We start from the raw sequence: 23,760 nt of genomic DNA on the forward strand, positions 1-23,760 counted from the left end.
AAACCGCCGGTGCTGACATACTTTTCCCGGTAAAGCTGGGAAAACGGCGGGGGAAAAATGGATAACATAACCGGAAATTCGGCACTGATGCCGAGAGAGAAACTGATTGCTTACGGGGCATCCGTTCTGAGTGATTCAGAACTGCTGGCTATTTTTTTGCGTACCGGCACCCGTGAGCGGCCGGTGCGGCAGTTTGCGGAGTATCTGCTGGAGGTCTTCGGGTCACTGCACCGGTTGCTGACAGCAGGATATGAGGAGTTTAAACCTCTGTCCGGGATAGGGGACAGTAAGTTTTGCCAGATGCAGGCGATTGTCGAGTTGTCCAGGCGCTATTTCAGCAGTCAGTTTCAGGAAACACAATTTCTCAGCAGTGCCTGTACTGTAAAGGCGTATCTTAACCAGCAGATGGCCGGGCAGGAGCGGGAAGTCTTTGCTGTGCTTTTTCTCAACAATCAGAACCAGCTTATCCGTTATGAGGAGATGTTTTCCGGGACGGTAAACTGTGTGGAAGTGCATCCCAGAGAGATTTTGCGCCTGGCGCTCAAAGTGAATGCAGTTTCTGTGATTCTGGCGCATAATCACCCCTCCGGTAACGAAAACCCCAGCCGGGCTGACCGTCTGCTGACAAAAAAAATTGTTCAGGCATGTGAGTTGGTAGGGGTTAACGTGTTGGATCACCTGATTGTCGGGAAATTCAATATGTTTTCGTTTGCAGAACACGACCTGATCTGAGCAGTTTTTTTCGCAGAAACACACGATCTTTACTGTTCGGGTCTTGAGCGTTTGCGCCGGAAAGCGTATACTACGCCACCTTTGAGGATCTTGGGTTTGGCGAGAAGAGCCTATCTCAGCATATTTTTGCTGGTTGACAGAGCAATTTCCCGGCGAGTCAAAAGTAAGCTGAGATGGGCTCCTAAGCCTGACGAGGCAGCCTCACCCAATACAAAGCTCGAGCTGATTAGATTTTTGGAGAATAGACATGTCCCGAGTCTGCCAAGTTACTGGCAAGCGTCCGATGAGCGGTAACAACCGTTCTCACGCATTAAATGCGACCAAACGTCGTTTTCTGCCGAACCTGCACTCTCACCGTTTCTGGGTTGAGTCTGAAAAACGTTTCGTGACTCTGCGTGTATCTGCTAAAGGTATGCGTATCATTGATAAAAAGGGTATCGAAGCTGTTTTAGCTGATTTACGTACCCGCGGTGAGAAGTACTAAGGAGCTGAAAAATGGCTAAAGGTATTCGCGAAAAGATCAAACTGGTTTCTTCTGAAGGTACAGGTCACTTCTATACCACTACGAAGAACAAACGTACTATGCCTGAAAAACTGGAAATGAAAAAATTCGATCCGGTTGTTCGTAAGCATGTAATGTACAAAGAAGCAAAAATTAAGTAATTTCTGCTTCCTGATTGAAAAAACCCGGCTTCGGCCGGGTTTTTTATATGTATGGGCCACATAATACAGATAGTGTGGCATTGATGAAGATTATCCTTCCATTTTTTCTGCTGAGAATATCACAGAAGATATAGTTAAAATTTAGCTATTATTTTGATGAAAATTCTGGCTGCTCTATCAGATTTTGTCTCTTCAGGACATTTTAAGTTTTAGCCACTGTATATATATTATAAAATAAGCATGCTATTTTTATATAAATACAGAAATATCAAATGTTTATATGTTTTTACGATAATCTTTCCCTGTGCGTGGTTATAATTACGGAGAGAATTATCCAGTTTTTTCATATGAGATGTGTAATGTTCGGAATAAATACTTTCTTATATGGAATTATTGGTTAAGATAAACAGATATAAGTCATATTGATACTGATTCAGATAGGCTGATTGAAAGAAATGAGCACATTTTTTAAGCAGATATATCGGTATACCAGACCACGGGCGTACAGACATAATGAAAATATCTGGCCTCATGTCAAAATTGATCGTGCGGCATCAGGTGAAATATCATGTATCAGGTATAAAGGCAAAACCTATCCGACAGAGTCTCTCAGCCAGTTGAAAGACAGCTTCTGCGGGCCTGTGTTATTGACTGCAACCGGGCCGTCAATCAATTCGTCTGATTTTAGTCTGGTGCCTTCTGATTTGCCTGTGATGGGCGTCAATGGTGCGTATTGTCTGCATAAACAAGTGAATTTTTCGCTGTATATCATTGTTGATATGCATTTTTTTGATGCCCGTTCCGATATTATCCGGGAAATTCTTCAGGATAAGAACGTATTATTATTTATACCAGTCTATGGAATGATTAGAATAATTAATGAGTATGACGAGGTAAAATGTCGTATCGCGCTGATTGAAGATGCGAATTACCGGATTTATCAAAAGAAAATAGATAAAACGGAGACGAGATCCTTCTATAAAGGAAGTCCGGATGTCTGTTTTTATAAAAATACTCAAGTCAGTTTTTCAAAAGATATCAGAATAGGTATTTTTGAAGGAGCTACGGTTGTCTACTGGGCTTTTCAGATTTTATATTTTCTCGGTTTTGAAAAAATTTTGATTGCTGGCCTTGATATGAGTAATTTTCATCTCCCTCGTTTTTATGAGAATGAAGACAATAAGCAGCCATCATTTTTGGAAACTGAAATTGATAGTATTGTTATTCCGAGCTTTTCACATGCAAGCCAGATATTTAAAGATAAAAATATAAGTGTGATTAATTTATCAATAAAAAGTGCAATACCGGATTTTATTTTTGATAAGGTTGATTTTAATGAATATTTTAAGAGATAGCCAAAAGATAGAGAAAATGTATTTTTTTATATTTTCATCGTTTTTATTTTTTAGTGCTATATTTTGTGGGTTTACTAAAGTAAATAATTTATTTCATATCACAATTATTTTATTTTACTTAGGGGTTGTTTTTAATCCGGATTTGAAGAAAGTGTTTTTCACTATGTTGATAAATAAAAAATATTTTTTTATTTTCACATGCTTATTTTTTATTTACTACTCGCTTACGAATATATGGGGAGGTAATACACGCAACCTGACATCGACACTAACACATGGGTTTTATCTTTTTACCTATTTATCATTACTGATTATTTTTCTGGAAAATGAAAAAACGCGGTATGTTACCTTAAAGTGTATTGTTATGGGTGTTTCTGTTCTATGCCTTTATACTCTCTTTACGGATCCTGTATTGCTGATGAGTCGGCGTGTTACAGAGAGTAATCCCGGGCCAAGTAATGTGATTGATTTAGCCGGATATTGCGGAATTGCCATCCTTATAGCTCTGCTTATATTTAATAAATGCAAAGATTATATTATGGTCTTGTGTATATTATCAATGGTTGTTGTGATGTTTTTAACACTAAGCCGCGGCCCGATTATTTCTTTCTTTGTTGCATTGATTTTACTAATCAGAATAACCGGTATTAGTAACAGAGCATTATTTATTATGCTGTTTACTATATTGTTTTTTTCTGGTGTTATGCATTATTATGATATTTTTGAGAAATTAGTTAACCGTTTTACGGATGTGGTATATTCCGGCGGAGTCCGTATGGATATATGGTCACATGCTCTTGGCCTGGTGAAGGATAATTTATTTTTTGGCCAGGGTGTAGAGTACAAGCTGAGTTTTGTTAATAAATTAAACGAAAGTATTACAACGACACATAGCGTTTATATGGGAACGTTACTCAAAGGTGGAATTATTGGCTCAGTGTTATTTCTTCTGATGATTTTTTCTGGTGTTATTTCAGGTGTTAAACAATTCATCCTCGGAGAAAGATATGGCTTGGCTATTCTTATTTTTATGCTGATATTTATTTCCTCTCAGGGAATGTTTGTTATTGGTAATCCTAATGAGCAATGGATATTATTTTGGTTGCCATTAGCAATAGCTATGAGTAACCTGACTCCGGCAGATAAAAACAAAACTGTATAATAAACACAGAGACAGAGAGAATCCGAATATGCCTGAATTACCCGAGGTCGAAACCAGCCGGCGCGGCATTGAGCCGCATCTTGTCGGTAATACAGTGCGTTATGTTGAAGTCCGGAACCGGCGGCTGCGCTGGCCGGTGTCAGAACAGATTGAGCGCCTGAGTGACCGGCCGGTGCTCAGTGTGCAGCGCCGTGCAAAATATCTGCTGATTGAGCTGCCGGAAGGGTGGATTATCATCCATCTGGGAATGTCCGGCAGTTTGCGTATTCTTTTGGAAGAAACGCCGGAAGAGAAACACGACCACGTCGATATGGTGCTCGGTGACGGCAAAATTCTGCGCTATACCGACCCGCGCCGTTTTGGTGCCTGGTTGTGGGCAGATGATTTGGCAACCTGCCCGGTACTGGCGAATCTGGGGCCGGAGCCGCTGAGTGATGATTTTGACGCTGCGTATCTGTTCGCCAAATCCCGCAAACGAAACACACCAGTCAAAAGCTGGCTGATGGATAATAAAATTGTGGTGGGTGTGGGGAATATTTATGCCAATGAATCCCTCTTTTTATCCCGTATCCATCCGCTGCGCCCCGCCAAAGATCTGACTGAAGATGAGGTTACCCGCCTGGTTGCCACCATAAAGCAGGTCTTGACGGAATCCATCAAACAGGGCGGCACCACGCTGAAAGATTTTTTACAGTCGGACGGAAAACCCGGTTATTTTGCTCAGGAACTGTTTGTGTACGGAAAACACGGAGAATGTTGCCCGAACTGCGGACAGAAGATTGAAGTGGTGAAAGTCGGTCAGCGGAGCACGTTTTTCTGCCCCGCCTGTCAGCACTGATTACGCCTTACCGAGTTTTTGCATCATCGCCTGCGCGACGGATTCCGGCAGAAATGCAGAGACATCGCCGTCGTGCAGGGCCACGTCTTTGATCAGAGATGAAGAAACAAAAGAGAGATTCTGAGACGGCAGGAGGAAAACACTCTCGAGATCCTGCGCGAAATGGCGGTTCATATTTGCCAGCTGCCATTCATATTCAAAATCAGCAACAGACCGGACACCCCGGATCAGCACATTGGCATTTTGCTTTTTGGCAAAATTCGCCATCAGCTCAGAAAAACCCAGCACTTCCACATTCGGGATGTGAGAACACACGTCTTTGGCCAGCGCAACCCGCTCATCGAGGGTAAACATCGGATTTTTACGGCTGCTGTTGGCGATTGCCAGCAGGATGTGATCAAACATTTTTGAGGCACGCTCAAGAATATCGATATGTCCGCAGGTAATCGGGTCAAAAGTGCCGGGATAGATTGCGCGTGTTTTCATGATGCTGACTCATCGTTGTTACTGACGGACCACAGAGTGGCGTATTTATTAAAGGTATATTGTGCGTTCACAAATGCAAGGATAAGCCCCTGTCTGCCATCCAGGAATCCGGCTCTCAGCAGCCAGGTTTTACAGAACGCACCGGCGGTGTGAGTCAGTACAGAGAGGAAAGAGCAGCGTTTACCGGCCAGATGACGGGCTTTTGCCCAGTCAGCGGCATAGCGCAGCTGCTTTTGCTGAAACTCTGGTAAATCGCGGCAGGTCAGGTGCAAGACATCCCCTTTCAGTGTGATGACATTGGCCCCCTGAGTCTCCAGAGATTCATGAACTGCATTACTGTTGTACTGATATTGCTCACGCGGATATAACCGCAGGACATGATCCGGATACCAGCCGCTGTGCTTCATAAAACGCCCGAGAAACAGATTGCGGCGGGCAAAACGATACACTGTATTTTTCTGCGGCGCGGTAAGTACCTGTTCAACGGATTGTTTCAGCTCCGGCGTAATCCGCTCGTCGGTATCGAGCATCAGGATATAATCCCCGGTGGCATACTGCTGGGCAATCTGCCGCTGGCGGCCGAAGCCCGGCCACTCCCGGTTTTCATATACCTGAGCTCCGGCATTACGGGCGATGGTCAGTGTGTCGTCCTGACTACCGGAATCGAGCACAATGATTTCATCCGCCAGCCCCTGAACGGAGTTCAGGCAATCACCGATAACATCGGCATTGTTTTTACTGATCATCACAACGGAGAGACGTTTTTTATCTGTCATCAGTGGCTCCGTGGCGGCAGATACGGCCCGAGCAACTGCATCAGACGGTGCAGTGCGCCCTGATTTTCATGAAGTACCTCAGCGGCATGCCGTCCGCAGTACAGCCGGTAATCCTCATCATTGAGCAGATTACTGACGGCGTCACTCAGGCTTTGTTCATCGGTGACTGTCAGCAGAGCATCGGCCTGCTGTAATTTGCCGCAGATATTTTTGAAGTTGAAGGTGTGCGGTCCCATCAGTACCGGCAGGGCGTGCGCGGCGGCCTCCAGCGGATTATGTCCGCCGCGCTCAACCAGGCTGCCGCCGACAAACGCGATATCCGCCAGTCCGTACAGCAGCATCAGTTCACCCATAGTATCCCCGACCACCACCTGTGTTTCCGGTGACGGAATGGTGTTGCTGCTGCGCATGACATAGGTCAGACCGGCTTTTTCGGTCAGTTCCCGTGCTTTGGCAAACCGCTCCGGATGGCGCGGCACCAGGATCAGCAGCAGGTTCGGAAAGCGGTTCAGCAGGGTTTTATGGGCATTGAGGATAATTTCCTCCTCGCCTTCATGGGTGCTGGTTGCGATCCAGACCGGACGGCGGGCGGCCCACTGACGGCGCAGTGTGACGGCTTTGGCGGCCAGTTCCGGTGTGACAGAAATATCGAATTTCAGGCTGCCGGTCACATGCAGTTGCTGGCGGCGCAGGCCGAGCTCAATAAAGCGTTCCCCGTCTTCCTGATTCTGTGCGGCCACCAGGGTGATCCGGTTCAGGATGGTTTTCACGAAACTGCCTGCTTTCTTATAACCGGCGGCTGAGCGTGCTGACAGACGGGCATTGGCGATCACCAGCGGAATTTTCCGGCGGTGCAGTTCGGTTATCATGTTCGGCCACAGTTCGGTTTCCATCACGATCACCAGTTTCGGCTGAACAGTATTGAAAAACCGTTTCATTGACCCCGGTAAGTCGTAAGGCAGATAGACGTGGTAAACATCATCACCTAATGCTGATAAAACCCGCTCTGAGCCGGTCGGTGTCATGGTGGTGACAGTGATGGGTAACGTCGGATAATGGTGGCGCAATGCACGGACCAGCGGCACTGCGGCGAGCGTTTCACCCACAGAAACCGAGTGCAGGATGATACCGCCGGTGCCGGTTTTTCCTTTACAGAAACCATAACGTTCGCCCCAGCGTCTGCGGTAGGCCGGGGAGCGGCGGCTGCGCCATAACAGACGTAACCAGATAAGAGGTTGGATCAGGTAAAGCAGAACCTGGTATACACGCAGTAACATTTTATCAGTTTCGCAGATAAGATTGCCGCAATAGTAGCATAAAACTAACACGAATAGCGCATTAAAAAGCATAAACCCGGCGTCACTGACAGCGGGAACCCCGCTGTCCGGCACAACACACTGCGCTATCTGTTAATACTGCCGGGAACGATTTGTGGTAATCTGTGCCCCAGAGATTGATACACCTTATTTCCTGATTTCTGTCTGACTCTAAATGGAACTCTTATGCAAACAGCATCAGCGCCGGTACAGCGTATTTTAGTGATAAAACTTCGTCATCACGGCGATATGCTGCTGATAACGCCGGTGATTAATACTCTGAAAGCGAATTACCCGGATGCTGAGGTGGATGTCCTGCTGTATCAGGAAACCGCACCGATGCTCAGCCGCCATCCCGGCATCAGCCATATTTTTGCCATGGACAGAGCCTGGCGTAAAGAGGGAACCTGCAAACGTATCGGGCATGAGTGGCGTTTACTGAAATCATTGCGCCAGCGGCGTTATGACCTCGTGGTGAATCTGGCTGATCAGTGGTACAGCGCGATTGTGACCCGTTTTACCGGGGCTCGTATCCGTATCGGGCTGGATTTATGGAAACGGCAGAGTATTTTCTGGAAAAAGTGTTACACCCTGCTGGCGGATACCTCACAGGAATCTGTCATGCATACGGTGGAGCAGAATCTTAACGGATTAACTCCGCTGAATCTGCCGGTGACAGATAACCATGTCACCATGGCGTATTCAGAGGAAGACCGGCAGAAGACTGAGCAGCTTTTGCAGCGCAAACAGGTGACCGGTGACTATATTGTGGTACAGCCGACATCCCGCTGGTTCTATAAATGCTGGGATGACGACAAAATGAGTGAGGTTATCCGCACACTGGCGGATGAAGGGCATCAGATTGTGCTCAGCAGCGGGCCGGATCCGCGCGAAAAAGCGATGATTGAATCTATTCTTGCTCCGTGTCAGCAGGCTGTTGCCGGCGGAAAAATTGTGTCCGTTGCCGGAGAACTCACGCTGCCGCAGCTCGCGGCACTGATTGACCGTGCAAAACTGTTTATCGGTGTGGACTCTGTGCCGATGCACATGGCTGCCGCCCTGCAAACGCCGGTGGTGGCCCTGTTCGGCCCGACGAAACTGGTGTTCTGGTCGCCGTGGCAGGCGACCGGTGAAATCATTAAAGCATCGGATTACGGGGAACAGCCGGACCCGGATGACGTGGACACAGGGACTGACGAACGTTACCTGAGCCCGATCCCGGCAGACGCAGTGATTACAGCGGCACGGAGATACTTATGAAAAATATGCGTCTGGCGATTGTCCGTCAGAAATACCGCCCGGACGGCGGCGCGGAGCGTTTTGTATCCCGGGCGCTGGAAGCACTGGATAACCGGAATCTGGAGCTGAATGTTATCACCCGTTCCTGGCAGGGTGCTGCGGCTCCCGGCTGGCATATTCATGTGGTGAATCCGCCGAAATGGGGACGGATCAGCCGCGAGCGGGGATTTGCCAACGCGGCCCGTGCCTGCTGGCAGAATGAAAAATTTGATATTGTTCAGAGCCATGAACGCATTGCAGGGTGTGATATTTTCCGGGCCGGGGACGGTGTGCACCGCCGCTGGCTGTTGCAGCGGGCGCGGGTACTGCCCGCCTGGCGGGCAAAACTGTTGTTTGCCTCGCCGTACCACCGTTATGTGATGAAGGCGGAGCAGGAGATGTACCATGATCCGCACTTTAAGCAGGTGATTTGTAATTCGGAAATGGTAAAAAAAGAGGTGATGGAAGACTTTGGTTTGTCAGAGTCGCAAATAACCGTCATCTATAACGGGATTGATTCTGAAAAGTTTCATCCGCTGCCGGAATCAGAGCGTCTTGCGCTCCGGCAGGCTTATCAGATTCCGGCGGCGGCAAAATGTCTGGTGTATGTCGGTTCCGGGTTTGAACGCAAAGGACTTGCGGCGGCGATTATGGCGGTCAGCCGTAATGATGCGTATCTGCTGGTGGTCGGTCAGGATAAGGCAGAAAAAAAATATCGTCAGCTGGCAGCATCCCTGGGCTGTGCGGATCGTATTCGTTTTACGGGTATGCAGAAACAGACCCTGCCGTTTTATCAGATGAGTGACGGGCTGCTGCTGCCGACGCTGTATGATCCGTTTCCGAATGTGGTACCTGAGGCGATGGCTTGCGCACTGCCGGTGATCACCAGTACCACCTGCGGCGGGGCGGAATTTATCTCACAGGGTGAAGAGGGTTTTGTCTGTGATGCGCTGGATATTGACGGCCTGGCAGAGGCGGTCTCACAACTGCCTTGTGATCACTTGAGCAGCCGGATGTCTGAATGTGCACGGCAGCGGGTTTTACCTTATACACCGGCGGCGTTATCACAGCAGCTTATCGATCTCTACGGGCGGATCCTGGCATAATGAAACAGCATATTTTATTTATTATTGACGGTTTACCGGGCGGCGGTGCTGAACGGGTGGTGCTGAGCCTGAGTCACGGGCTGGTTCTGACCGGCTATGATGTCACTTTGTTATCTCTCAGCAATACCCGCGATTATGATATCCCGGAAGGGGTGGATTATCAGGTCTCTGCGGATACTTACCGTGGCTTGTTCCACCGCCAGACTGAAATCCGGCGTCGCGCCGGAAAGATGGATGCTTTCTTATCTGATCTGTTTGCCCGCAAAGGTAAACCGGTACTGGTGGTATCCAATCTGCATAAAACTGACCGTATTGTCGCCGCATCACAGGCACTGACCGGGCTGAATGTCTGGTTTTGCCTCCACGGCATGTTTTCAGCCAGCTATCTCGGCAATAAAACCGGTCTTCGCCGCCGTCTGAAACAGGCAAAAATCCGCCGTGTGTACAACGGGCGGAATATTATCGGTGTCTCCGGTGCGGTGTGCCGGGATTTATGTGAAAACGTCGGCGTGACGCCGCAGCAGTGCGTGACTATTTATAACCCGTTTGATGTTGCGGATATTCAGTACCAGTCGCAGAAAGATAACCCGTATCAGGGGCAGGATTATATTATTCACCTCGGGCGTTTCCATGAGGTGAAACGGCAGGACCGGTTACTGGCTGCGTTTGCGCTGGCTAAGCTGCCGTGCAAACTGCTGCTGGCGGGACAGGGCAGCGAACACGCAACACAGACGCTGAAAGAGCAGGTGACTGAACTGGGGCTGGAAGGCCGCGTGGAGTTTATCGGTTTTCAGTCAAAACCGATGCCGATTATTCGTGGTGCGAAAGCCGTGGTATTAAGCTCCGACAGTGAAGGGCTCTCTTCTGTTCTGATCGAATCACTGATCTGCGGCACTCCGGTGGTCAGTACCCATTGCCCGGGAGGGGTCAGAGAGATCATGACCGGTGAACTGGCTGATTATTTATCTGATATGACACCGGTGAGTCTGGCGGAAAAAATTCGTCTGGTTTATGAGCATCCGCCGGTGATCACCCCTGAGATGTATCAGAAATTTGAGCAGCAGACGATTGTCAGCCAGTACTGCGATTTAATTCAGTCAGTCCCGTCAACACACGCGTGAGGAGCACAACTATGGCGAAACCCGCTTTTATCATTACCCTTGATACGGAAGGGGATAACCTCTGGGAATCCGGTCCGGCGATCACCACGCAGAATACCCGGTTTTTACCGCGCTTTCAGGCATTGTGCGAGAAATACAGCTTCAAGCCGGTCTGGCTGACCAACTACGAAATGGCAACGGATGATGCCTATATTGAATTTGCGCAGGATGTGATTGCCCGGCAGACCGGGGAGATCGGCATGCATCTGCACGCCTGGAACAGCCCGCCGCTGAAGGCACTGACGGCAGACGATGATCGCTTCCAGCCTTATCTGATTGAATACCCGGATGATGTGATGAAAGAAAAAATTAACGTCATGACATCTCTGCTGGAAGATAAATTACAGACCAAAATGGTCAGCCACCGCGCGGGCCGCTGGGCATTCAATGAAAAATATGCCCGTTTGCTGGCAGAATTTGGTTATCAGACGGATTGCTCTGTGACACCGCGGGTGAACTGGGCATATACTCCGGGAGCACCGGCACCCATCGGTAACGGCGGCACCAATTACCTGAATTTTCCGTCTGAAGCCTATTTTATGGATCTGAATGATATCCGTCGTCCTGGGGATTCAGCGCTGTTACAGGTGCCGATGAGTGTGCAGTTCCGTCATTCCCCGCTGATGAACGGACTGAAACAGTTTTATGATAAGTTACGCGGCAAAAAACGCTCGCCGTCCGTGAACTGGCTGCGGCCGAAAGGCGGGAATCTGGCGCAGATGCAGCAGGTGGTGGATGCCTGTCTGGCGCAGGGAAACTCTCACATTGAATTTATGCTGCATTCATCCGAATTTATGCCGGGCGGCAGCCCGACATTCAGGGATGAGGCGGCGATTGACGCACTGTATGATGACCTGGAGCAGCTGTTTGCGTATATCGCTCAGCGGGCAGAAGGAATGACGCTGGCGGAATTTTATCAGCGCAAACTCGCACAGCGTCACGCATCATAATCTTAACGCGGCATGTGCTCTGCCATGGCGGCGAGCACATCATCCGCACTGACCGAGGATAAATCCCCGTCCTTTGATGTCAGGGCAAACTGCCCCTTACCGTAACCGCCGATAAGTCCCGGGTCTGTCGGGCCGTACAGGGTGATATTGGGTTTATCCAGCGCGGCTGTCAGGTGGCTCAGCCCGGTATCGACTGAAATCACTCCTTCCGCACCGGCAATTTCTGCCGCCACATCCGCCAGCGATAATTTCGGTAATACATGCACATGGGTGAATCCTTCCGCCAGACGCAGTGCCCGCTCCTGTTCATGCGGTGCGCCCCACGGCAGGCGGACATGCAGATCAGTGTCAGCCAGTTGTGCAAACAGCGCCCGCCAGTGTGACTCCGGCCAGTGTTTGGCATCACGGGTGGTGGCGTGGAGACAGACCAGATACGGAACGGCATCCGGCGATACTGTACGGTTATTCAGAAAATGGACGGCAATCGCGTAATCACCCTGTGTCTGCGGTTTCTCATAGCCGAGACTCAGGGCAAAAAGCTGACGGATCCGCTCAACAGCATGCTGTGTTTTGCTGACAGCGTATTTTTCATCATAGAAAAAGCTTGCCAGCGGCTCGCGGATACTGTGCCGGTCGTAGCCGTGTTTGCGGCCGCGTGCCAGCCGGGTAACCAGCAGGGCACTTTTAATCAGCCCCTGTGCATCAATCACCGCATCATAGGTCTGTGACCGAACAGCGTCGCGGAACCGGCGGCGTTCATCACGGATATCGCGGCGGAACCAGTTTTTCCGCCAGCGGCGGATAGCGACCGGAATGACGCGATCAACAGCAGAGTGCCAGCCCGGGATCTGGGCAAAACTCTCTTCAACCACCCAGTCAAAGGTGAGATCCGGGAATACCTGCACGGCATCGGTCAGTGCCGGCAGGGTATGCAGCACATCCCCCATCGATGAGGTTTTGACGATTAACACACGGCGCATGGCAGGGAACTCTTCAGCAAATCATCCAGTTCAGACAGAACCTGCTCCGGCTGAATATCAATCAGGCTCTGATGATAGCCCTCATGCGCATCCCCTTTGCGGACTTTGTGATAGCCGGTGATCAGGCGGATAACGCGGGCTTTCTCTGACAGCGGCGGCGTGAAATCCGGGCTGCTCGGGCCGTATAATGCGACCAGCGGGCGATCCAGTGCGGCAGCCACATGCATCAGACCGGAATCGTTGGTGATAATGGCATGACAACCGGCGATCAGATTTACCGCCTGTTCCAGTGAGGTTTTTCCGGCCAGGTTCAGACAATTTTCGCGCTGCTCATCACTGAGCATGGCGAGGATTTCCTCACCGGCAGCGTGATCTTTTTCTGAGCCGAACAGGACTATCTGAAAATCACGCTCATCAATCAGTTTCTTCGCTAATTCACCGTAGTGATAATGCGGCCAGCGTTTGGCCGGGCCAAATTCGGCCCCCGGACAAAAACCGACGACCGGGCGGTGATCACTGATATTAAACGCAGCCATGCTCTCGGCAATATCCTCATCACGCACCACCAGCTTCGGCCACAGCAGGGGCTGCGGCAGCGCGGCGGCGGCAGGGACATCCGCTTTATCATACGCGAGGGCAACATAACGCTGCACCATCAGCGGAAAGGCGGCTTTGTCGAGCTTCCGGTGATCGTTGAGCAGGCCGTAACGCATTTCGCCCAGCCAGCCGGTGCGCACAGGGATTTTCGCAAAAAACGGCACCAGTGCCGATTTTAATGAGTTTGGCAGCACATAAGCACGATCATACTTATTATCACGCAGGGAATGACCGAGACGGCGGCGCTCACCGAGCGCCAGCGCACCGTGGCCGATTGGCATGGCGATAGCTTCATCCACTTCCGGCATTTTTGCCAGCAGCGGACGGCACCACGCGGGTGCCATCACATCAATCGTTGCCTGCGGATAACGTGTTTTCAGGGTACGGTAAAGGCTTTGTGACATCATCATGTCACCGACCCACGACGGCCCGATCACCAGAATTTTCATGTGCGTTTAATTAATTCCCCTGATTTAACCAAGCCATATATTCACGGACACCTTCGGCGACCGTTTTGAACTCACCCGGGTAACCCGCTGCACGCAGATTGGTCAGGTCAGCCTGGGTATACGCCTGATAGCGGCCTTTCAGTTTTTCCGGGAACGGGATGTAATCGAGCGCGCACTGGCGTTCGCTGTGGAAACCGGTCACAGCATCGGCGACAGCCTGAAAAGATTCCGCGCGGCCGGTACCGCAGTTGAAAATACCGGATTTGGCATTTTTCCAGAACCACAGGTTTACATCCGCCACATCACCCACATAGATGAAATCGCGCAGGAAGTTTTCACTGCCGGAGAATAATTTCGGGTTTTCGCCGTTTAAAATCTGATTATTCAGATGGAAAGCGACACTCGCCATGCTGCCTTTATGGCCTTCACGCGGGCCGTAGACGTTGAAATAACGGAAACCGCAGATCTGAGACTCTGCTTCCGGCAGAATTTCACGGACATACTGATCAAACAGGAATTTGGAATAACCATACACATTTAATGGTTTTTCATACTGCCGATCTTCAATAAAGTTATCACTGCGCCCGCCGTAGGTGGCGGCAGAAGAGGCATACAGGAACGGGATCTGACGATCCAGACAATAATGCAGCAGTTCTTTGGAGTACTGATAGTTATTATCCATCATGTACTTGCCGTCCCACTCGGTGGTGGATGAGCAGGCACCTTCATGGAATACCGCTTCGACATCACCGAAATCATCCCCGGCCACAATACCGGCGATAAAATCTTCTTTATCCATGTAATCGGCGATATTCAGATCGACCAGATTGACAAATTTGGTGCCGTCTTTCAGGTTATCCACGACTAAAATATCAGTGTAACCGTCATCATTCAGTGCTTTTACAATATTGCTGCCGATAAATCCGGCACCGCCGGTGACAATAATCATCACGCATTCCTCTGTTCGGTTCATTTAAGAAAATGAAAAAATCACTGCTTTTATCATAGCATTGATGGGAGTCTGACGTGGATGAAAAAATTGCGGCGGCAGGAAGATCCCCGTGTTACCGGGTTGTTTTCCGCTGATGATCTGTTATACCGTGAACACTATTTATTACGTTATCTTATTATGTTATCCGGCCGGACAGTGTCTCCGGACTTTAAAGGAATATGCATGAACCCGACCACTGTTTTCCGGTTACCGCTATTATTTGTACTGGCCTATGCACTTATTCTGAGTGGTTCGCTGATCCTGGTTTCTTACCCTGATGTCAGTGTCCGCTATCCTGAATTATCATTAGCGGCCTATTTGTCAAAAGTATTTGCTTTCCAGCTGATTCAGCTGACCGGGCTTTTTACTCTGACATCATTATTTTTTTATCATTACCGGATAACGCAACTGAATCGTAAAACTGTTCTGGCCGTTATCGGTCTTACTCTCTTTCTGTATACAGCAAACATGATCCTCGGCAGCCTCAAAGCGGAATGGCTCAGTCATCTGATGGCGACAATGATTGCGGAGAAAGCGGAGTTTGCTGACGTTATTCTGCTGGTCAAAACTGCAGATATTGGCCTGTACCTGATCTCATTTGTATTACTTGGTATCGCGACCCGTCTGGTGGCGAAATATTATCTTAAAGTCAGCCATCCTGCAGTTATCCCGGACGGAAAAATCTCGGATATTTACGCACTGTTGTTCAGTTGCGGGATGGTGTATCTGATGTGGATGATCGCGTTATTTCTGACGGCGGTGATAACACCATACCTCCCCGGCGGCATACCGGCGCCGCTGTCTGATAATGCGTATACCACCGCAGCAGGTTTACTGATTTCGTGCGGTGTTATTTTTATTGTTGTCCGTCAGCGTTTCCCGGTGGCAGGCGGAATATTGCAGATCAGGCCGCTGGTAATTTCCGTTCTGCTCAGTACCGTGCTCAGTATTCTGGTTATGGCGGCGATCACCGCCGGAACGGTTTATATGGTATTACTCACCAACAGTTTCCGGCACTTCGGGGAGACTGAGTTATGGATGATGACGGCAGTCAGTATTGCGCTGACATTGTGGATAAGCCGTCGTGTCATCGGCGTGATGTTCCGCCGGTGATAATCTGATCATACTGTCGGCCGGGCTGGTTATCCCGGTCCTGCTATCGCTGAGTCTCTGCCGCCGGTTCAGCCGGTACTTTCTCTGCGGCCTTCAGGTCAGTGCTGACTGACTCTTTTGCCGCAGGCGGCGCGGTATCCGGCTGCGGCAGAGCCATGCGGATGGATAACAGGACTTCCGCCACTTTGCCGTTCATCTGATCTCTCAGGAGTGCTTCCGTCAGCAGATTGATATAGTTGGTGTAGAACTCCCCGCCGACCTCTGCTTTACCCTCACACTGCTCTGTCATTGGTGTCAGCCACGGTTTTTCCTTCACCACCGGTTTGACCGGCACGACCGGTTTCTCCGGCTGCGGTTTCACAGCGGATGGTTTACCGGCATGCGTCAGCATATATCCCGGCGACACCAGCTGAATATCCGGCGGCAGCTGCGGGATGAGTTTATGCAGTGCGCGGACCGTCGACGGATGCGGGTGCCCGATAGCGATCACAGATCCCTGTTTGCGTGCCAGAGCAACAGCCCGGTTCAGTTGCTTGCGGGTCTCTTCCTCTGTCTGCACATTATCCAGAAAAACCTGGCGGCGCAGTACGCGAACTGGTGTTCCCTGTGCGGCCTGTGTCGCTTTGGTGCTGCCAATGGTCACGCTGTCGAGGAAATAAAAACCGGAGCCGGAGAGGGACGCCATCACATGCTGCATGGCGGTCAGATCAGAGGTCATCGCGCTGCCCATATGGTTATTCATGCCGGTGGCATACGGCACCCGGGCAATCGCGGCTTTAATCAGGGTATCAATTTCTGCGGCACTCATGGACGGGCGCAGAGTATCGCGTTCCAGAGGCTGTTTACTGATCGGTGCCATCGGCATATGGATAAGAATTTCACGGCCCTGGCGGTGTGCTTTCTCCGCCATTTCTTTGCCGAACGGGGAGTTCGGCAGGATAGCAATGGAGACCTGCGGCGGCAGTTCCAGGATGCGGTTATCATCCTGTTTGCGGTAACCGAAATCATCGATCACAATGGCGAGCTGCGCCGCAGCGGCAGAAAACGTTATCAGTGACGAAGTGATAAAAAGTAACGAAGTCAGTACGATATTTTTGGTTTTCTGCCGGTAAGTCACTGTGTGCTATCTCCCCAGCCAGGGCTGCGGGTTAACCGTCCGTCCCTGGCGCCGGATTTCAAAATAGAGGCCCGGTCTTTCCTGGCCTCCGCTGCTGCCCACCAGTGCAATCGGCTGACCGGCTTTCACCTGATCACCCACATTCACCAGTGCGCTCTGGTTATAACCGTAAAGGCTCATATCCCCTTTACCATGCTCGACCACCACCATCAGACCATAACCCTGTAACCAGTCTGCCAGCAGGACACGGCCATCTGCCACTGCTTTTACCTGTGTGCCTTCCGGCGCGCCGATTACCATGCCTTTCCAGCGCAGTTCGCCGGAGATACTGTCACCGAACCGGTGCAGCAGCGGACCACGCACCGGCCAGATAGCCTGACCGGCCGGACGGCCCAGTCCCCCGGTGCGGGACATCAGCGAGCGCTCGTCCTGAGTCGGGGTATAGGTGGAACCTTTTTTCTTCGCCTGCGCCTGTTTCTCGCGGATACGGGCGGCTTCACGGGCTTCGCGTTCCGCACGGGCTTTGGCCTCGCGCTCCGCTTTGGCTATCTTGTTACGCAGCTGGCTTTCGTTCTCCCGCATTACCAGCAAATCTTTCTGATCAGCTTTCAGCGAGCGCTCCAGCTCAGTCAGGGTGGATTTCCGGGCGGTCTGGGCACGATCCAGCTTTTTCTTTTCAGTCTGCTGTTTGCCGAGCAGGCTTTTATGCTCTGCGCGTTTTTGCTGCTCGGTCTGGCGGCGGGCGTGCAACTGCTGAGTGGTCTCTTCCAGCTCTGTAATGGTTTTTTCCCGCGCGGCACCGATATAGGTGTAATAGGCGAGGATCCGCTCATCGCGCTGGCCTTCCTCACCCTTGAAAATCAGTTCAATACCCTGATGACGCCCCTGACGGAATGCGGCATCCAGCTGTTTTGACAGCAGCGCCCGCTGGGCTTTCTGCTTCGCATCCAGCTGTTTGATTTCTGCGCTGAGAGTGGTGATTTCACTGTCGAGCTGTTTCAGGGTTTTCTGCGTGGAATAGAGTTCACGGCCGGCAGCGGCGATATCCTTTTCCTGATTTTTCAGCTGGGTTAACAGATTTGCGCGTTTTCCCTGCTGCTCTTTGACGCTCTTTTCTTTCTCCGCGATATTCAGCTGGAGATTTTTCAGCTCATTCTTGCTGGCATCAGCGGTGGTTGTATTGGCGGCAGAAACAGCAAAAGAGACCGGCAACAGCAGAGCTGCCAGTAATGTGCGGACACCGGGGGACACCCGGCGGGAATGCGTGCGGAAAACGTGCTTATGCGCCAATTTATCTGACCCTGCCGTTACGCCAAAGAAACGATCGTATTTAACTATTCTAAACTGCAATTATTCCATGCCATTTAAAGCGTTACCAGTCCTGTTATCCGGGATTTACACTTCGGGACAATCCGGCGGCGGAGATTCACCGTGAATTTGTTGCGTTTGTTTTTTACCTTAGCCGTGAATCAATGGTAAATTAACCCCTCTGTCTGTCGGAAAAATGAATTTTCGCGGCATGCGCCGCAAAATTACGATGAAAACAGCCATAACCCGGGCAAGACCGGCTGTATTTGAACCGGCACACAGGTATACTTCTGCCCTTTGATCTTTGTTATTAACCAACGGGAGTTATTGTCCCCCATGCTGCAAGAAATTATGCCATTTGTCAGTAAGCACCCTATTATCAGCCTTGTATGGGTCGCGTTACTGATCTCAGTCATCGTACTGACTGTCAAAGGACTGTTTTCAAAAGTGAAAACTATTCCGCGCTCTACTGCTATCGCACTGATTAATAAAGAAGAAGCGATTGTCGTGGATACCCGTACCCGGGACGATTTCCGCCGTGGTCATATCATTGACGCGGTCAATCTGACGCCGTCAGAAATTAAAGACAACAACCTCGGTGAAGTGGAAAAACACAAAAACCGTCCTGTTATCCTGGTTTCCGCCAACGGTATGGAGCTGGTCAAACCGGCTGAAAGCCTGCTCAAAGCCGGTTTTGAACGTGTATTTGTGCTGAAAGACGGCCTCTCCGGCTGGACCGGTGATAACTTACCGCTTTCCCGCAGCAAAAAGTAATCCGGCAAAGGATGATTGGAACATCCCCTTTGTAACTCACACTCTTTATATGGATATCAAAAGGTAACACTATGTCAGAACAACAAAACACAGAAATGTCTTTCAACATTCAGCGCGTTTACACCAAAGATATTTCTTTTGAAGCGCCGAATGCACCTGCCGTTTTCCAGCAGGAGTGGCAGCCGGAAGTGAAGATGGATCTGGATACCGGTTCAACCAAACTGGCTGATGACGTTTATGAAATCGTTCTGCGCGTCACTGTGACAGCGACTATGGGCGAAGAAACCGCATTCCTGTGTGAAGTTCAGCAGGCCGGTATTTTCACCATCGGCGGTCTGGAAGGTACTCAACTGGCACACTGCCTGGGTGCATACTGCCCGAATATCCTGTTCCCGTATGCCCGTGAGTGCATCGCAGGCCTGGTCGGCCGCGGTACATTCCCTCAGCTGAACTTGGCACCGGTTAACTTCGATGCACTGTTCATGAACTATCTGCAGCAGCAGGAACAACAGCAGGCTGCGCAGGAAGGTACACAGGAAGCATAATGACAGACGCTTCTATGACTGTACTCGGTGCCGGTTCATACGGCACCGCTTTAGCGATCACACTGGCCCGTAACGGGCACCGTGTGGTGCTGTGGGGGCATGATCCGGAACACATCCGCCAGCTTGAGGCCGATCGTGCCAACCAGGCATTTCTGCCGGATGTCCCGTTCCCGGATACCCTGATCCCTGAAGCCTCCCTTGAAAAAGCCCTCGCGGCCAGCCGTAATATTCTGCTGGTGGTGCCGAGCCATGTGTTCGGGGACGTGCTCAAACGCGTCAAACCGCTGCTGCGGCCTGATGCCCGGATTATCTGGGCGACCAAAGGTCTGGAAGCGGAAACCGGGCGTCTGCTGGGTGAAGTGGTACGTGAAGTTCTCGGGGATAAAATCCCGCTGGCCATGATCTCCGGTCCCTCTTTCGCCAAAGAGCTGGCTGCCGGTCTGCCGACCGCTATTGCTGTCGCAGCGACAGAACCCGCCTTTGCGGATGAGGTTCAGCAGCTTTTCCACTGCGGAAAAAGCTTCCGTGTCTATAAAAACCCGGATTTTATCGGGATCCAGCTTGGCGGTGCCGTGAAAAACGTCATTGCGATTGGGGCGGGGATCTCTGACGGAATGGGGTTTGGTGCCAATGCGCGAACCGCGCTTATCACCCGTGGCCTGGCAGAAATGACCCGCCTGGGAGTGGCATTAGGCGCAGACCCGTCTACCTTTATGGGTATGGCCGGTCTGGGTGACCTCGTGCTGACCTGTACTGACAACCAGTCCCGTAACCGCCGTTTCGGTATGATGATGGGGCAGGGCGTGAGTGTGGATGAAGCACAGGAGCGTATCGGTCAGGTGGTGGAAGGATACCGTAATACCAAAGAAGTTCGTGCGCTGGCAGAGCGTGCAGGCGTTGAAATGCCTATCACCGAGCAAATCTATCAAATACTCTACTGCAATAAAGATGTGCTCGAAGCTGCCCGTGCCCTGTTGGGGCGTGCCACCAAAGAAGAAGGTGAGCACTTTTAAGCCCGTTTTTTATCCGAAGTCTGTGAGGTAATTATGTCCTACGAAGAACTGGAAGAGGTCTGGAGCTATATAAAGCAGGAAGCGCGGGACTTTGCTGATTGTGAGCCGATGCTGGCCAGTTTTTTCCATGCGACATTACTCAAGCATGAAAATCTGGGCAGCGCGCTCAGTTTTATGCTGGCCAACAAACTGGCAACCCCGACCATGCCGGCGATTTCTGTCCGTGAAGTGGTGGAAGAGGCGTATCACAACGATCCGCAGATGATTAAATCTGCCGCAATGGATATCAAAGCCGTCCGCCTGCGGGATCCGGCGGTGGATAAATACTCCACGCCGCTACTCTACCTGAAGGGCTTCCACGCTTTACAGGCTTACCGCATCGCCAACTGGCTGTGGAACCAGAACCGCCGCGCTCTGGCAACTTACCTTCAGAACCAGGTTTCCGTGACATTTGGTGTGGATATCCACCCGGCCGCCAAAATCGGCCACGGCATTATGTTTGATCACGCAACCGGCATTGTCATCGGCGAAACGGCGGTAGTGGAAAATGATGTCTCCATCCTGCAGTCCGTCACCCTCGGCGGTACCGGCAAAACTGGCGGTGACCGCCACCCGAAAGTCCGCGAAGGCGTGATGATTGGCGCAGGTGCAAAAATCCTCGGTAATATCGAAATCGGACGCGGTGCCAAAATCGGTGCAGGCTCCGTGGTTCTGCACCCGGTTCCGGCACACACCACCGTTGCTGGCGTACCGGCAAAGATTGTCGGCAAACCGGGCTGCGATAAACCCTCCCTGGATATGGATCAGCACTTTAACGGGTGCGAGGGGATTTAGTTTCCTGATTCAGCAGCCAAAAGTAAAAAAGACAGCCAAGGCTGTCTTTTTTGTGACTGAAATACAGAACACATTAATCCCGTAATAACGCCCCTGCATAATCCAGCTGCCGCCAGGCTTCGAATACAATTACTGCAACGGTATTGGATAAATTCATACTGCGGCTGTCCGGCAGCATCGGCACGCGAATTTTCTGATCAACAGGCATATTATCCAGCACATAAGGCGGTAATCCGCGAGTTTCCGGGCCGAACAACAGATAATCCCCGGCCTGATAGCTGACATTACTGTGTCGTGGTGTGCCCTTAGTGGTCAGTGCAAACACCCGGTTACCAGTCGGCGACTGAGCATTATCAGAACTCAGCCCCTCGCTTTCGAGAAAGGCATAATAATCATGGTGATGTTTGATATCAGCAAACTCACTGTAATCCAGCCCGGCCCGCCGCAGCCGCTTATCATCCCAGGTAAACCCCAGTGGATGAATCAGATGCAGCCGAAAGCCGGTATTGGCACATAAGCGAATAATATTACCGGTATTTGGTGGTATTTCAGGTTCGAATAAGGCGATGTTGAGCATGGTTTTTTACTGATAGTGAAAAGCGGCCAGAGGCCGCTTCAGGAATAATGCTGACTATTTTCCCCGTATATCAATAGCGGGGTCAAGTTCTGCAGGGAAATTTTTGATTTTTTCTTGCAGTCCGTAATCATCAGGATCATCCTGGCAATCAAACAAGCTGTAGTCAGACTGAAGATGTTCATTTTTAATTCCCAGCCATCCTGCGATGCCATTAGTAAAATTCAGTCCTGACTTAAACGATTTACAGCTTTTATGCTCAGATGCATCAGAACTGGTTATAAACAGCGGAATTTCGTAATGCAGTTTACTCTGCCGATTATTATTAAAGTGAATGACACCATCTATCTCCCGGTGTGCTAAACCATGATCCGAGAAATAGACCATAGAGAATGCGGCATGCTGAGTTTTGTATTCATTTTCAAGAAGGCCGTAAATTTCCTTAAGAAAATTATCGGTCTTATTAATTGATGAGATATAGCAATTGAGGTAACTGTATTTTTTATCCTGTACCGGAACAATAAGCTTATAATCATCTATCCGGTCACATGCCTGTGGATGAGAACCGTATAAATGAACAACAATGAGTTTTTTCTTCCGTGGGTGAGACTCAATGGCTTCCCGGATAGAAGGAAGTAATTGAAAATCACTGGTATTTTTAGATTCAAAATCATTGTATTTCAGGTATTTTTTATGGGTACTATTTTTAGCTATAGCAGTAATCGGAGTATCAAACTCACCAATATAGCCCTGGTTTGATATCCAGTAGGTTTCTATACCGGCAGAATTGACTAAATCAATAAAGCTTTTCGTATAGTCCGGTTCCCAGTTGTTTTTATCGGGGTGAGTGAGCATAAGACGCAGAGAAGAAATGGTATTCGGGCCACCAGACGTTAAGCCATCAACCAACAGACCCTTTTCGGTACTGATAAAAGGGGTGTTAATAACCGGATAACCGTATGCACTATGGTAGTCTTTTCTGGCGCTCTCACCAATAACGAGAACATAGGTATCATACGTTGATTTATCTGTCAGAACAGATTCATCCCAAGTACTTTCTGCTTTGGTATAGTTGAGATTCACCAATTCATCTTTTACTTTTTGAGCCGAATTAATTATCGTCTTAAAGTAAGAAAAGGGAGATTGATCTAACAGAGCAAAGAAAACAAAAATACATAAAACAGTTTTGTTCTTATAGAAATCAATATTATATTTTACTGTTAAAAAACGAAACAGCAGTAAACCAAAGATAATAATAAAAGGATATAAATAATTATAGAGTGGGAGTTGCGAGAAGAATTCCTTACTTTCCAGTAAGTCAGTAGCAAATATTGATGCCAAATACTGATAATTAGGTGAGCCAAAAATTAGTCCGATAGGTGAATAAATAGCATAGAGGAGTGTGAACGGGAATATTACATACCAAAATGCTTTTTTAGATGAGTTAAAGATGATAATCAGAATACTCAATAAAAAAGCACTGCCTTCAGAGGAATGCGAACCCACGCCTTTTAGCATTAATTTAGAAGTATAGAAAATTACGGCTAAAGCCAAAAAAGAAAGGGCGATTTTTTTTAGTATCGGTTTATTGGTGGTCATGGATTGTGATATTTATTTAAAATAAAACCCCTGTGGCAGTTTAT

General features: G+C 49.7%; 25 protein-coding genes. 15 read left to right on the top strand and 10 right to left on the bottom strand.

Features of this window, described 5'->3' with window-relative positions:
• Positions 1-57: 57 nt before the first annotated feature.
• From radC to mutM, 6 genes are all read left to right on the top strand, one after another.
• Positions 58-732: a RadC family protein gene (gene radC, locus ACSBQN_RS17365; protein ID WP_024473682.1), complete on the top strand. Its 675-nt coding sequence runs from the start codon at positions 58-60 to the stop codon at positions 730-732.
• Positions 733-979: 247 nt separating this feature from the next.
• Positions 980-1,216 (top strand): 50S ribosomal protein L28, encoded by a 237-nt coding sequence (gene rpmB / locus ACSBQN_RS17370; RefSeq protein WP_015422374.1) that lies wholly within the window; start codon positions 980-982, stop codon positions 1,214-1,216.
• An 11-nt stretch (positions 1,217-1,227) separates the two neighbouring features.
• Positions 1,228-1,395, top strand: coding sequence for a 50S ribosomal protein L33 (gene rpmG / locus ACSBQN_RS17375; protein WP_004236665.1), 168 nt, complete (start codon positions 1,228-1,230; stop codon positions 1,393-1,395).
• A gap of 455 nt (positions 1,396-1,850) precedes the next feature.
• Complete coding sequence (locus ACSBQN_RS17380) at positions 1,851-2,750, top strand: sugar glycosyltransferase (RefSeq protein WP_337137359.1); 900 nt, start codon at positions 1,851-1,853, stop codon at positions 2,748-2,750.
• Positions 2,731-3,912 (top strand): O-antigen ligase family protein, encoded by a 1,182-nt coding sequence (locus tag ACSBQN_RS17385; RefSeq protein ID WP_354633039.1) that lies wholly within the window; start codon positions 2,731-2,733, stop codon positions 3,910-3,912. Before ACSBQN_RS17380 ends, ACSBQN_RS17385 begins: the two co-directional genes overlap by 20 nt.
• A gap of 28 nt (positions 3,913-3,940) precedes the next feature.
• On the top strand, positions 3,941-4,750 hold the full coding sequence (gene mutM, locus ACSBQN_RS17390) for a bifunctional DNA-formamidopyrimidine glycosylase/DNA-(apurinic or apyrimidinic site) lyase (RefSeq protein ID WP_024473679.1): 810 nt from the start codon (positions 3,941-3,943) through the stop codon (positions 4,748-4,750).
• Here the strand turns inward: mutM and coaD are convergent, their stop codons facing one another.
• From coaD to waaA, 3 genes are read right to left on the bottom strand one after another with little or no spacing between them, the layout of a single operon-like run.
• On the bottom strand, positions 4,751-5,236 hold the full coding sequence (gene coaD, locus ACSBQN_RS17395; protein ID WP_004240132.1) for a pantetheine-phosphate adenylyltransferase: 486 nt from the start codon (positions 5,234-5,236) through the stop codon (positions 4,751-4,753).
• Positions 5,233-6,012 carry a glycosyltransferase family 2 protein gene (locus ACSBQN_RS17400; RefSeq protein ID WP_024473678.1) on the bottom strand — a complete coding sequence of 260 codons (780 nt, stop codon included), beginning with the start codon at positions 6,010-6,012 and terminating at the stop codon, positions 5,233-5,235. The genes coaD and ACSBQN_RS17400 overlap by 4 nt, the downstream gene beginning before the upstream one ends.
• Positions 6,012-7,289: a lipid IV(A) 3-deoxy-D-manno-octulosonic acid transferase gene (waaA, locus tag ACSBQN_RS17405; protein ID WP_024473677.1), complete on the bottom strand. Its 1,278-nt coding sequence runs from the start codon at positions 7,287-7,289 to the stop codon at positions 6,012-6,014. Before waaA ends, ACSBQN_RS17400 begins: the two co-directional genes overlap by 1 nt.
• Positions 7,290-7,514: 225 nt before the next feature.
• Here waaA and rfaQ point away from each other — a divergent pair, with 225 nt between their 5' ends.
• The 4 genes from rfaQ to ACSBQN_RS17425 are packed head-to-tail and all read left to right on the top strand — an operon-like array spanning position 7,515 to position 11,822.
• The gene (gene rfaQ, locus ACSBQN_RS17410) at positions 7,515-8,588 is read left to right on the top strand and encodes a putative lipopolysaccharide heptosyltransferase III (RefSeq protein ID WP_024473676.1); all 1,074 of its coding nucleotides are present in this window, start codon (positions 7,515-7,517) and stop codon (positions 8,586-8,588) included.
• Positions 8,585-9,712 carry a glycosyltransferase family 4 protein gene (locus ACSBQN_RS17415; protein ID WP_024473675.1) on the top strand — a complete coding sequence of 376 codons (1,128 nt, stop codon included), beginning with the start codon at positions 8,585-8,587 and terminating at the stop codon, positions 9,710-9,712. Before rfaQ ends, ACSBQN_RS17415 begins: the two co-directional genes overlap by 4 nt.
• On the top strand, positions 9,712-10,833 hold the full coding sequence (locus ACSBQN_RS17420) for a glycosyltransferase (protein WP_024473674.1): 1,122 nt from the start codon (positions 9,712-9,714) through the stop codon (positions 10,831-10,833). The genes ACSBQN_RS17415 and ACSBQN_RS17420 overlap by 1 nt, the downstream gene beginning before the upstream one ends.
• A gap of 11 nt (positions 10,834-10,844) precedes the next feature.
• Entirely contained in the window at positions 10,845-11,822 is a 978-nt protein-coding gene (locus ACSBQN_RS17425) for a polysaccharide deacetylase family protein (RefSeq protein WP_024473673.1), read from the top strand.
• 2 nt (positions 11,823-11,824) lie between these two features.
• On the opposite strand, the gene rfaC is transcribed toward ACSBQN_RS17425, so the two are convergent.
• The 3 genes from rfaC to rfaD are packed head-to-tail and all read right to left on the bottom strand — an operon-like array spanning position 11,825 to position 14,797.
• Positions 11,825-12,802, bottom strand: coding sequence for a lipopolysaccharide heptosyltransferase RfaC (gene rfaC / locus ACSBQN_RS17430; protein ID WP_024473672.1), 978 nt, complete (start codon positions 12,800-12,802; stop codon positions 11,825-11,827).
• Entirely contained in the window at positions 12,787-13,848 is a 1,062-nt protein-coding gene (gene rfaF / locus ACSBQN_RS17435) for an ADP-heptose--LPS heptosyltransferase RfaF (protein ID WP_024473671.1), read from the bottom strand. Before rfaF ends, rfaC begins: the two co-directional genes overlap by 16 nt.
• A 10-nt stretch (positions 13,849-13,858) precedes the next feature.
• Complete coding sequence (rfaD, locus tag ACSBQN_RS17440) at positions 13,859-14,797, bottom strand: ADP-glyceromanno-heptose 6-epimerase (RefSeq protein ID WP_024473670.1); 939 nt, start codon at positions 14,795-14,797, stop codon at positions 13,859-13,861.
• Between the two features lie 225 nt (positions 14,798-15,022).
• On the opposite strand from rfaD, the gene ACSBQN_RS17445 reads away from it, so the two are divergent.
• Positions 15,023-15,952, top strand: coding sequence for a hypothetical protein (locus ACSBQN_RS17445; RefSeq protein WP_354633038.1), 930 nt, complete (start codon positions 15,023-15,025; stop codon positions 15,950-15,952).
• Positions 15,953-15,995: 43 nt separating this feature from the next.
• On the opposite strand, the gene ACSBQN_RS17450 is transcribed toward ACSBQN_RS17445, so the two are convergent.
• Both ACSBQN_RS17450 and envC read right to left on the bottom strand, forming a co-directional pair.
• Complete coding sequence (locus ACSBQN_RS17450; protein ID WP_024473669.1) at positions 15,996-17,069, bottom strand: divergent polysaccharide deacetylase family protein; 1,074 nt, start codon at positions 17,067-17,069, stop codon at positions 15,996-15,998.
• Positions 17,070-17,075: 6 nt separating this feature from the next.
• Complete coding sequence (gene envC / locus ACSBQN_RS17455; RefSeq protein WP_024473668.1) at positions 17,076-18,359, bottom strand: murein hydrolase activator EnvC; 1,284 nt, start codon at positions 18,357-18,359, stop codon at positions 17,076-17,078.
• A 354-nt stretch (positions 18,360-18,713) separates the two neighbouring features.
• Here envC and ACSBQN_RS17460 point away from each other — a divergent pair, with 354 nt between their 5' ends.
• The 4 genes from ACSBQN_RS17460 to cysE all read left to right on the top strand — a co-directional run bounded on the left by ACSBQN_RS17460 (position 18,714) and on the right by cysE (position 21,543).
• Complete coding sequence (locus ACSBQN_RS17460; RefSeq protein WP_004236644.1) at positions 18,714-19,151, top strand: rhodanese-like domain-containing protein; 438 nt, start codon at positions 18,714-18,716, stop codon at positions 19,149-19,151.
• Between the two features lie 71 nt (positions 19,152-19,222).
• Positions 19,223-19,696 carry a protein-export chaperone SecB gene (gene secB / locus ACSBQN_RS17465; protein WP_004236643.1) on the top strand — a complete coding sequence of 158 codons (474 nt, stop codon included), beginning with the start codon at positions 19,223-19,225 and terminating at the stop codon, positions 19,694-19,696.
• On the top strand, positions 19,696-20,709 hold the full coding sequence (gene gpsA, locus ACSBQN_RS17470) for an NAD(P)H-dependent glycerol-3-phosphate dehydrogenase (protein ID WP_004240117.1): 1,014 nt from the start codon (positions 19,696-19,698) through the stop codon (positions 20,707-20,709). The genes secB and gpsA overlap by 1 nt, the downstream gene beginning before the upstream one ends.
• A gap of 33 nt (positions 20,710-20,742) precedes the next feature.
• Positions 20,743-21,543, top strand: coding sequence for a serine O-acetyltransferase (gene cysE, locus ACSBQN_RS17475; protein WP_024473667.1), 801 nt, complete (start codon positions 20,743-20,745; stop codon positions 21,541-21,543).
• A 73-nt stretch (positions 21,544-21,616) separates the two neighbouring features.
• Here the strand turns inward: cysE and trmL are convergent, their stop codons facing one another.
• Positions 21,617-22,120, bottom strand: a complete 504-nt coding sequence (trmL, locus tag ACSBQN_RS17480) for a tRNA (uridine(34)/cytosine(34)/5-carboxymethylaminomethyluridine(34)-2'-O)-methyltransferase TrmL (protein WP_024473666.1) — start codon at positions 22,118-22,120, stop codon at positions 21,617-21,619.
• A gap of 54 nt (positions 22,121-22,174) precedes the next feature.
• Positions 22,175-23,716, bottom strand: a complete 1,542-nt coding sequence (locus ACSBQN_RS17485) for a phosphoethanolamine transferase (RefSeq protein WP_354633036.1) — start codon at positions 23,714-23,716, stop codon at positions 22,175-22,177.
• Positions 23,717-23,760: the final 44 nt, after the last annotated feature.

This window comes from Morganella sp. B601 (genome assembly GCF_051172335.1).
GTDB classification, from domain to species: Bacteria; Pseudomonadota; Gammaproteobacteria; order Enterobacterales; family Enterobacteriaceae; genus Morganella; species Morganella morganii.

Excerpts from the sequence above, each read along its gene's own strand:
- radC (WP_024473682.1), top strand. The coding sequence starts at position 58 with ATGGATAACATAACCGGAAATTCGGCACTGATGCCGAGAGAGAAACTG.
- rpmB (WP_015422374.1), top strand. The coding sequence starts at position 980 with ATGTCCCGAGTCTGCCAAGTTACTGGCAAGCGTCCGATGAGCGGTAAC.
- rpmG (WP_004236665.1), top strand. The coding sequence starts at position 1,228 with ATGGCTAAAGGTATTCGCGAAAAGATCAAACTGGTTTCTTCTGAAGGT.
- ACSBQN_RS17380 (WP_337137359.1), top strand. The coding sequence starts at position 1,851 with ATGAGCACATTTTTTAAGCAGATATATCGGTATACCAGACCACGGGCG.
- ACSBQN_RS17385 (WP_354633039.1), top strand. The coding sequence starts at position 2,731 with ATGAATATTTTAAGAGATAGCCAAAAGATAGAGAAAATGTATTTTTTT.
- mutM (WP_024473679.1), top strand. The coding sequence starts at position 3,941 with ATGCCTGAATTACCCGAGGTCGAAACCAGCCGGCGCGGCATTGAGCCG.
- coaD (WP_004240132.1), bottom strand. The coding sequence starts at position 5,236 with ATGAAAACACGCGCAATCTATCCCGGCACTTTTGACCCGATTACCTGC.
- ACSBQN_RS17400 (WP_024473678.1), bottom strand. The coding sequence starts at position 6,012 with ATGACAGATAAAAAACGTCTCTCCGTTGTGATGATCAGTAAAAACAAT.
- waaA (WP_024473677.1), bottom strand. The coding sequence starts at position 7,289 with ATGTTACTGCGTGTATACCAGGTTCTGCTTTACCTGATCCAACCTCTT.
- rfaQ (WP_024473676.1), top strand. The coding sequence starts at position 7,515 with ATGCAAACAGCATCAGCGCCGGTACAGCGTATTTTAGTGATAAAACTT.
- ACSBQN_RS17415 (WP_024473675.1), top strand. The coding sequence starts at position 8,585 with ATGAAAAATATGCGTCTGGCGATTGTCCGTCAGAAATACCGCCCGGAC.
- ACSBQN_RS17420 (WP_024473674.1), top strand. The coding sequence starts at position 9,712 with ATGAAACAGCATATTTTATTTATTATTGACGGTTTACCGGGCGGCGGT.
- ACSBQN_RS17425 (WP_024473673.1), top strand. The coding sequence starts at position 10,845 with ATGGCGAAACCCGCTTTTATCATTACCCTTGATACGGAAGGGGATAAC.
- rfaC (WP_024473672.1), bottom strand. The coding sequence starts at position 12,802 with ATGCGCCGTGTGTTAATCGTCAAAACCTCATCGATGGGGGATGTGCTG.
- rfaF (WP_024473671.1), bottom strand. The coding sequence starts at position 13,848 with ATGAAAATTCTGGTGATCGGGCCGTCGTGGGTCGGTGACATGATGATG.
- rfaD (WP_024473670.1), bottom strand. The coding sequence starts at position 14,797 with ATGATTATTGTCACCGGCGGTGCCGGATTTATCGGCAGCAATATTGTA.
- ACSBQN_RS17445 (WP_354633038.1), top strand. The coding sequence starts at position 15,023 with ATGAACCCGACCACTGTTTTCCGGTTACCGCTATTATTTGTACTGGCC.
- ACSBQN_RS17460 (WP_004236644.1), top strand. The coding sequence starts at position 18,714 with ATGCTGCAAGAAATTATGCCATTTGTCAGTAAGCACCCTATTATCAGC.
- secB (WP_004236643.1), top strand. The coding sequence starts at position 19,223 with ATGTCAGAACAACAAAACACAGAAATGTCTTTCAACATTCAGCGCGTT.
- gpsA (WP_004240117.1), top strand. The coding sequence starts at position 19,696 with ATGACAGACGCTTCTATGACTGTACTCGGTGCCGGTTCATACGGCACC.
- cysE (WP_024473667.1), top strand. The coding sequence starts at position 20,743 with ATGTCCTACGAAGAACTGGAAGAGGTCTGGAGCTATATAAAGCAGGAA.
- trmL (WP_024473666.1), bottom strand. The coding sequence starts at position 22,120 with ATGCTCAACATCGCCTTATTCGAACCTGAAATACCACCAAATACCGGT.
- ACSBQN_RS17485 (WP_354633036.1), bottom strand. The coding sequence starts at position 23,716 with ATGACCACCAATAAACCGATACTAAAAAAAATCGCCCTTTCTTTTTTG.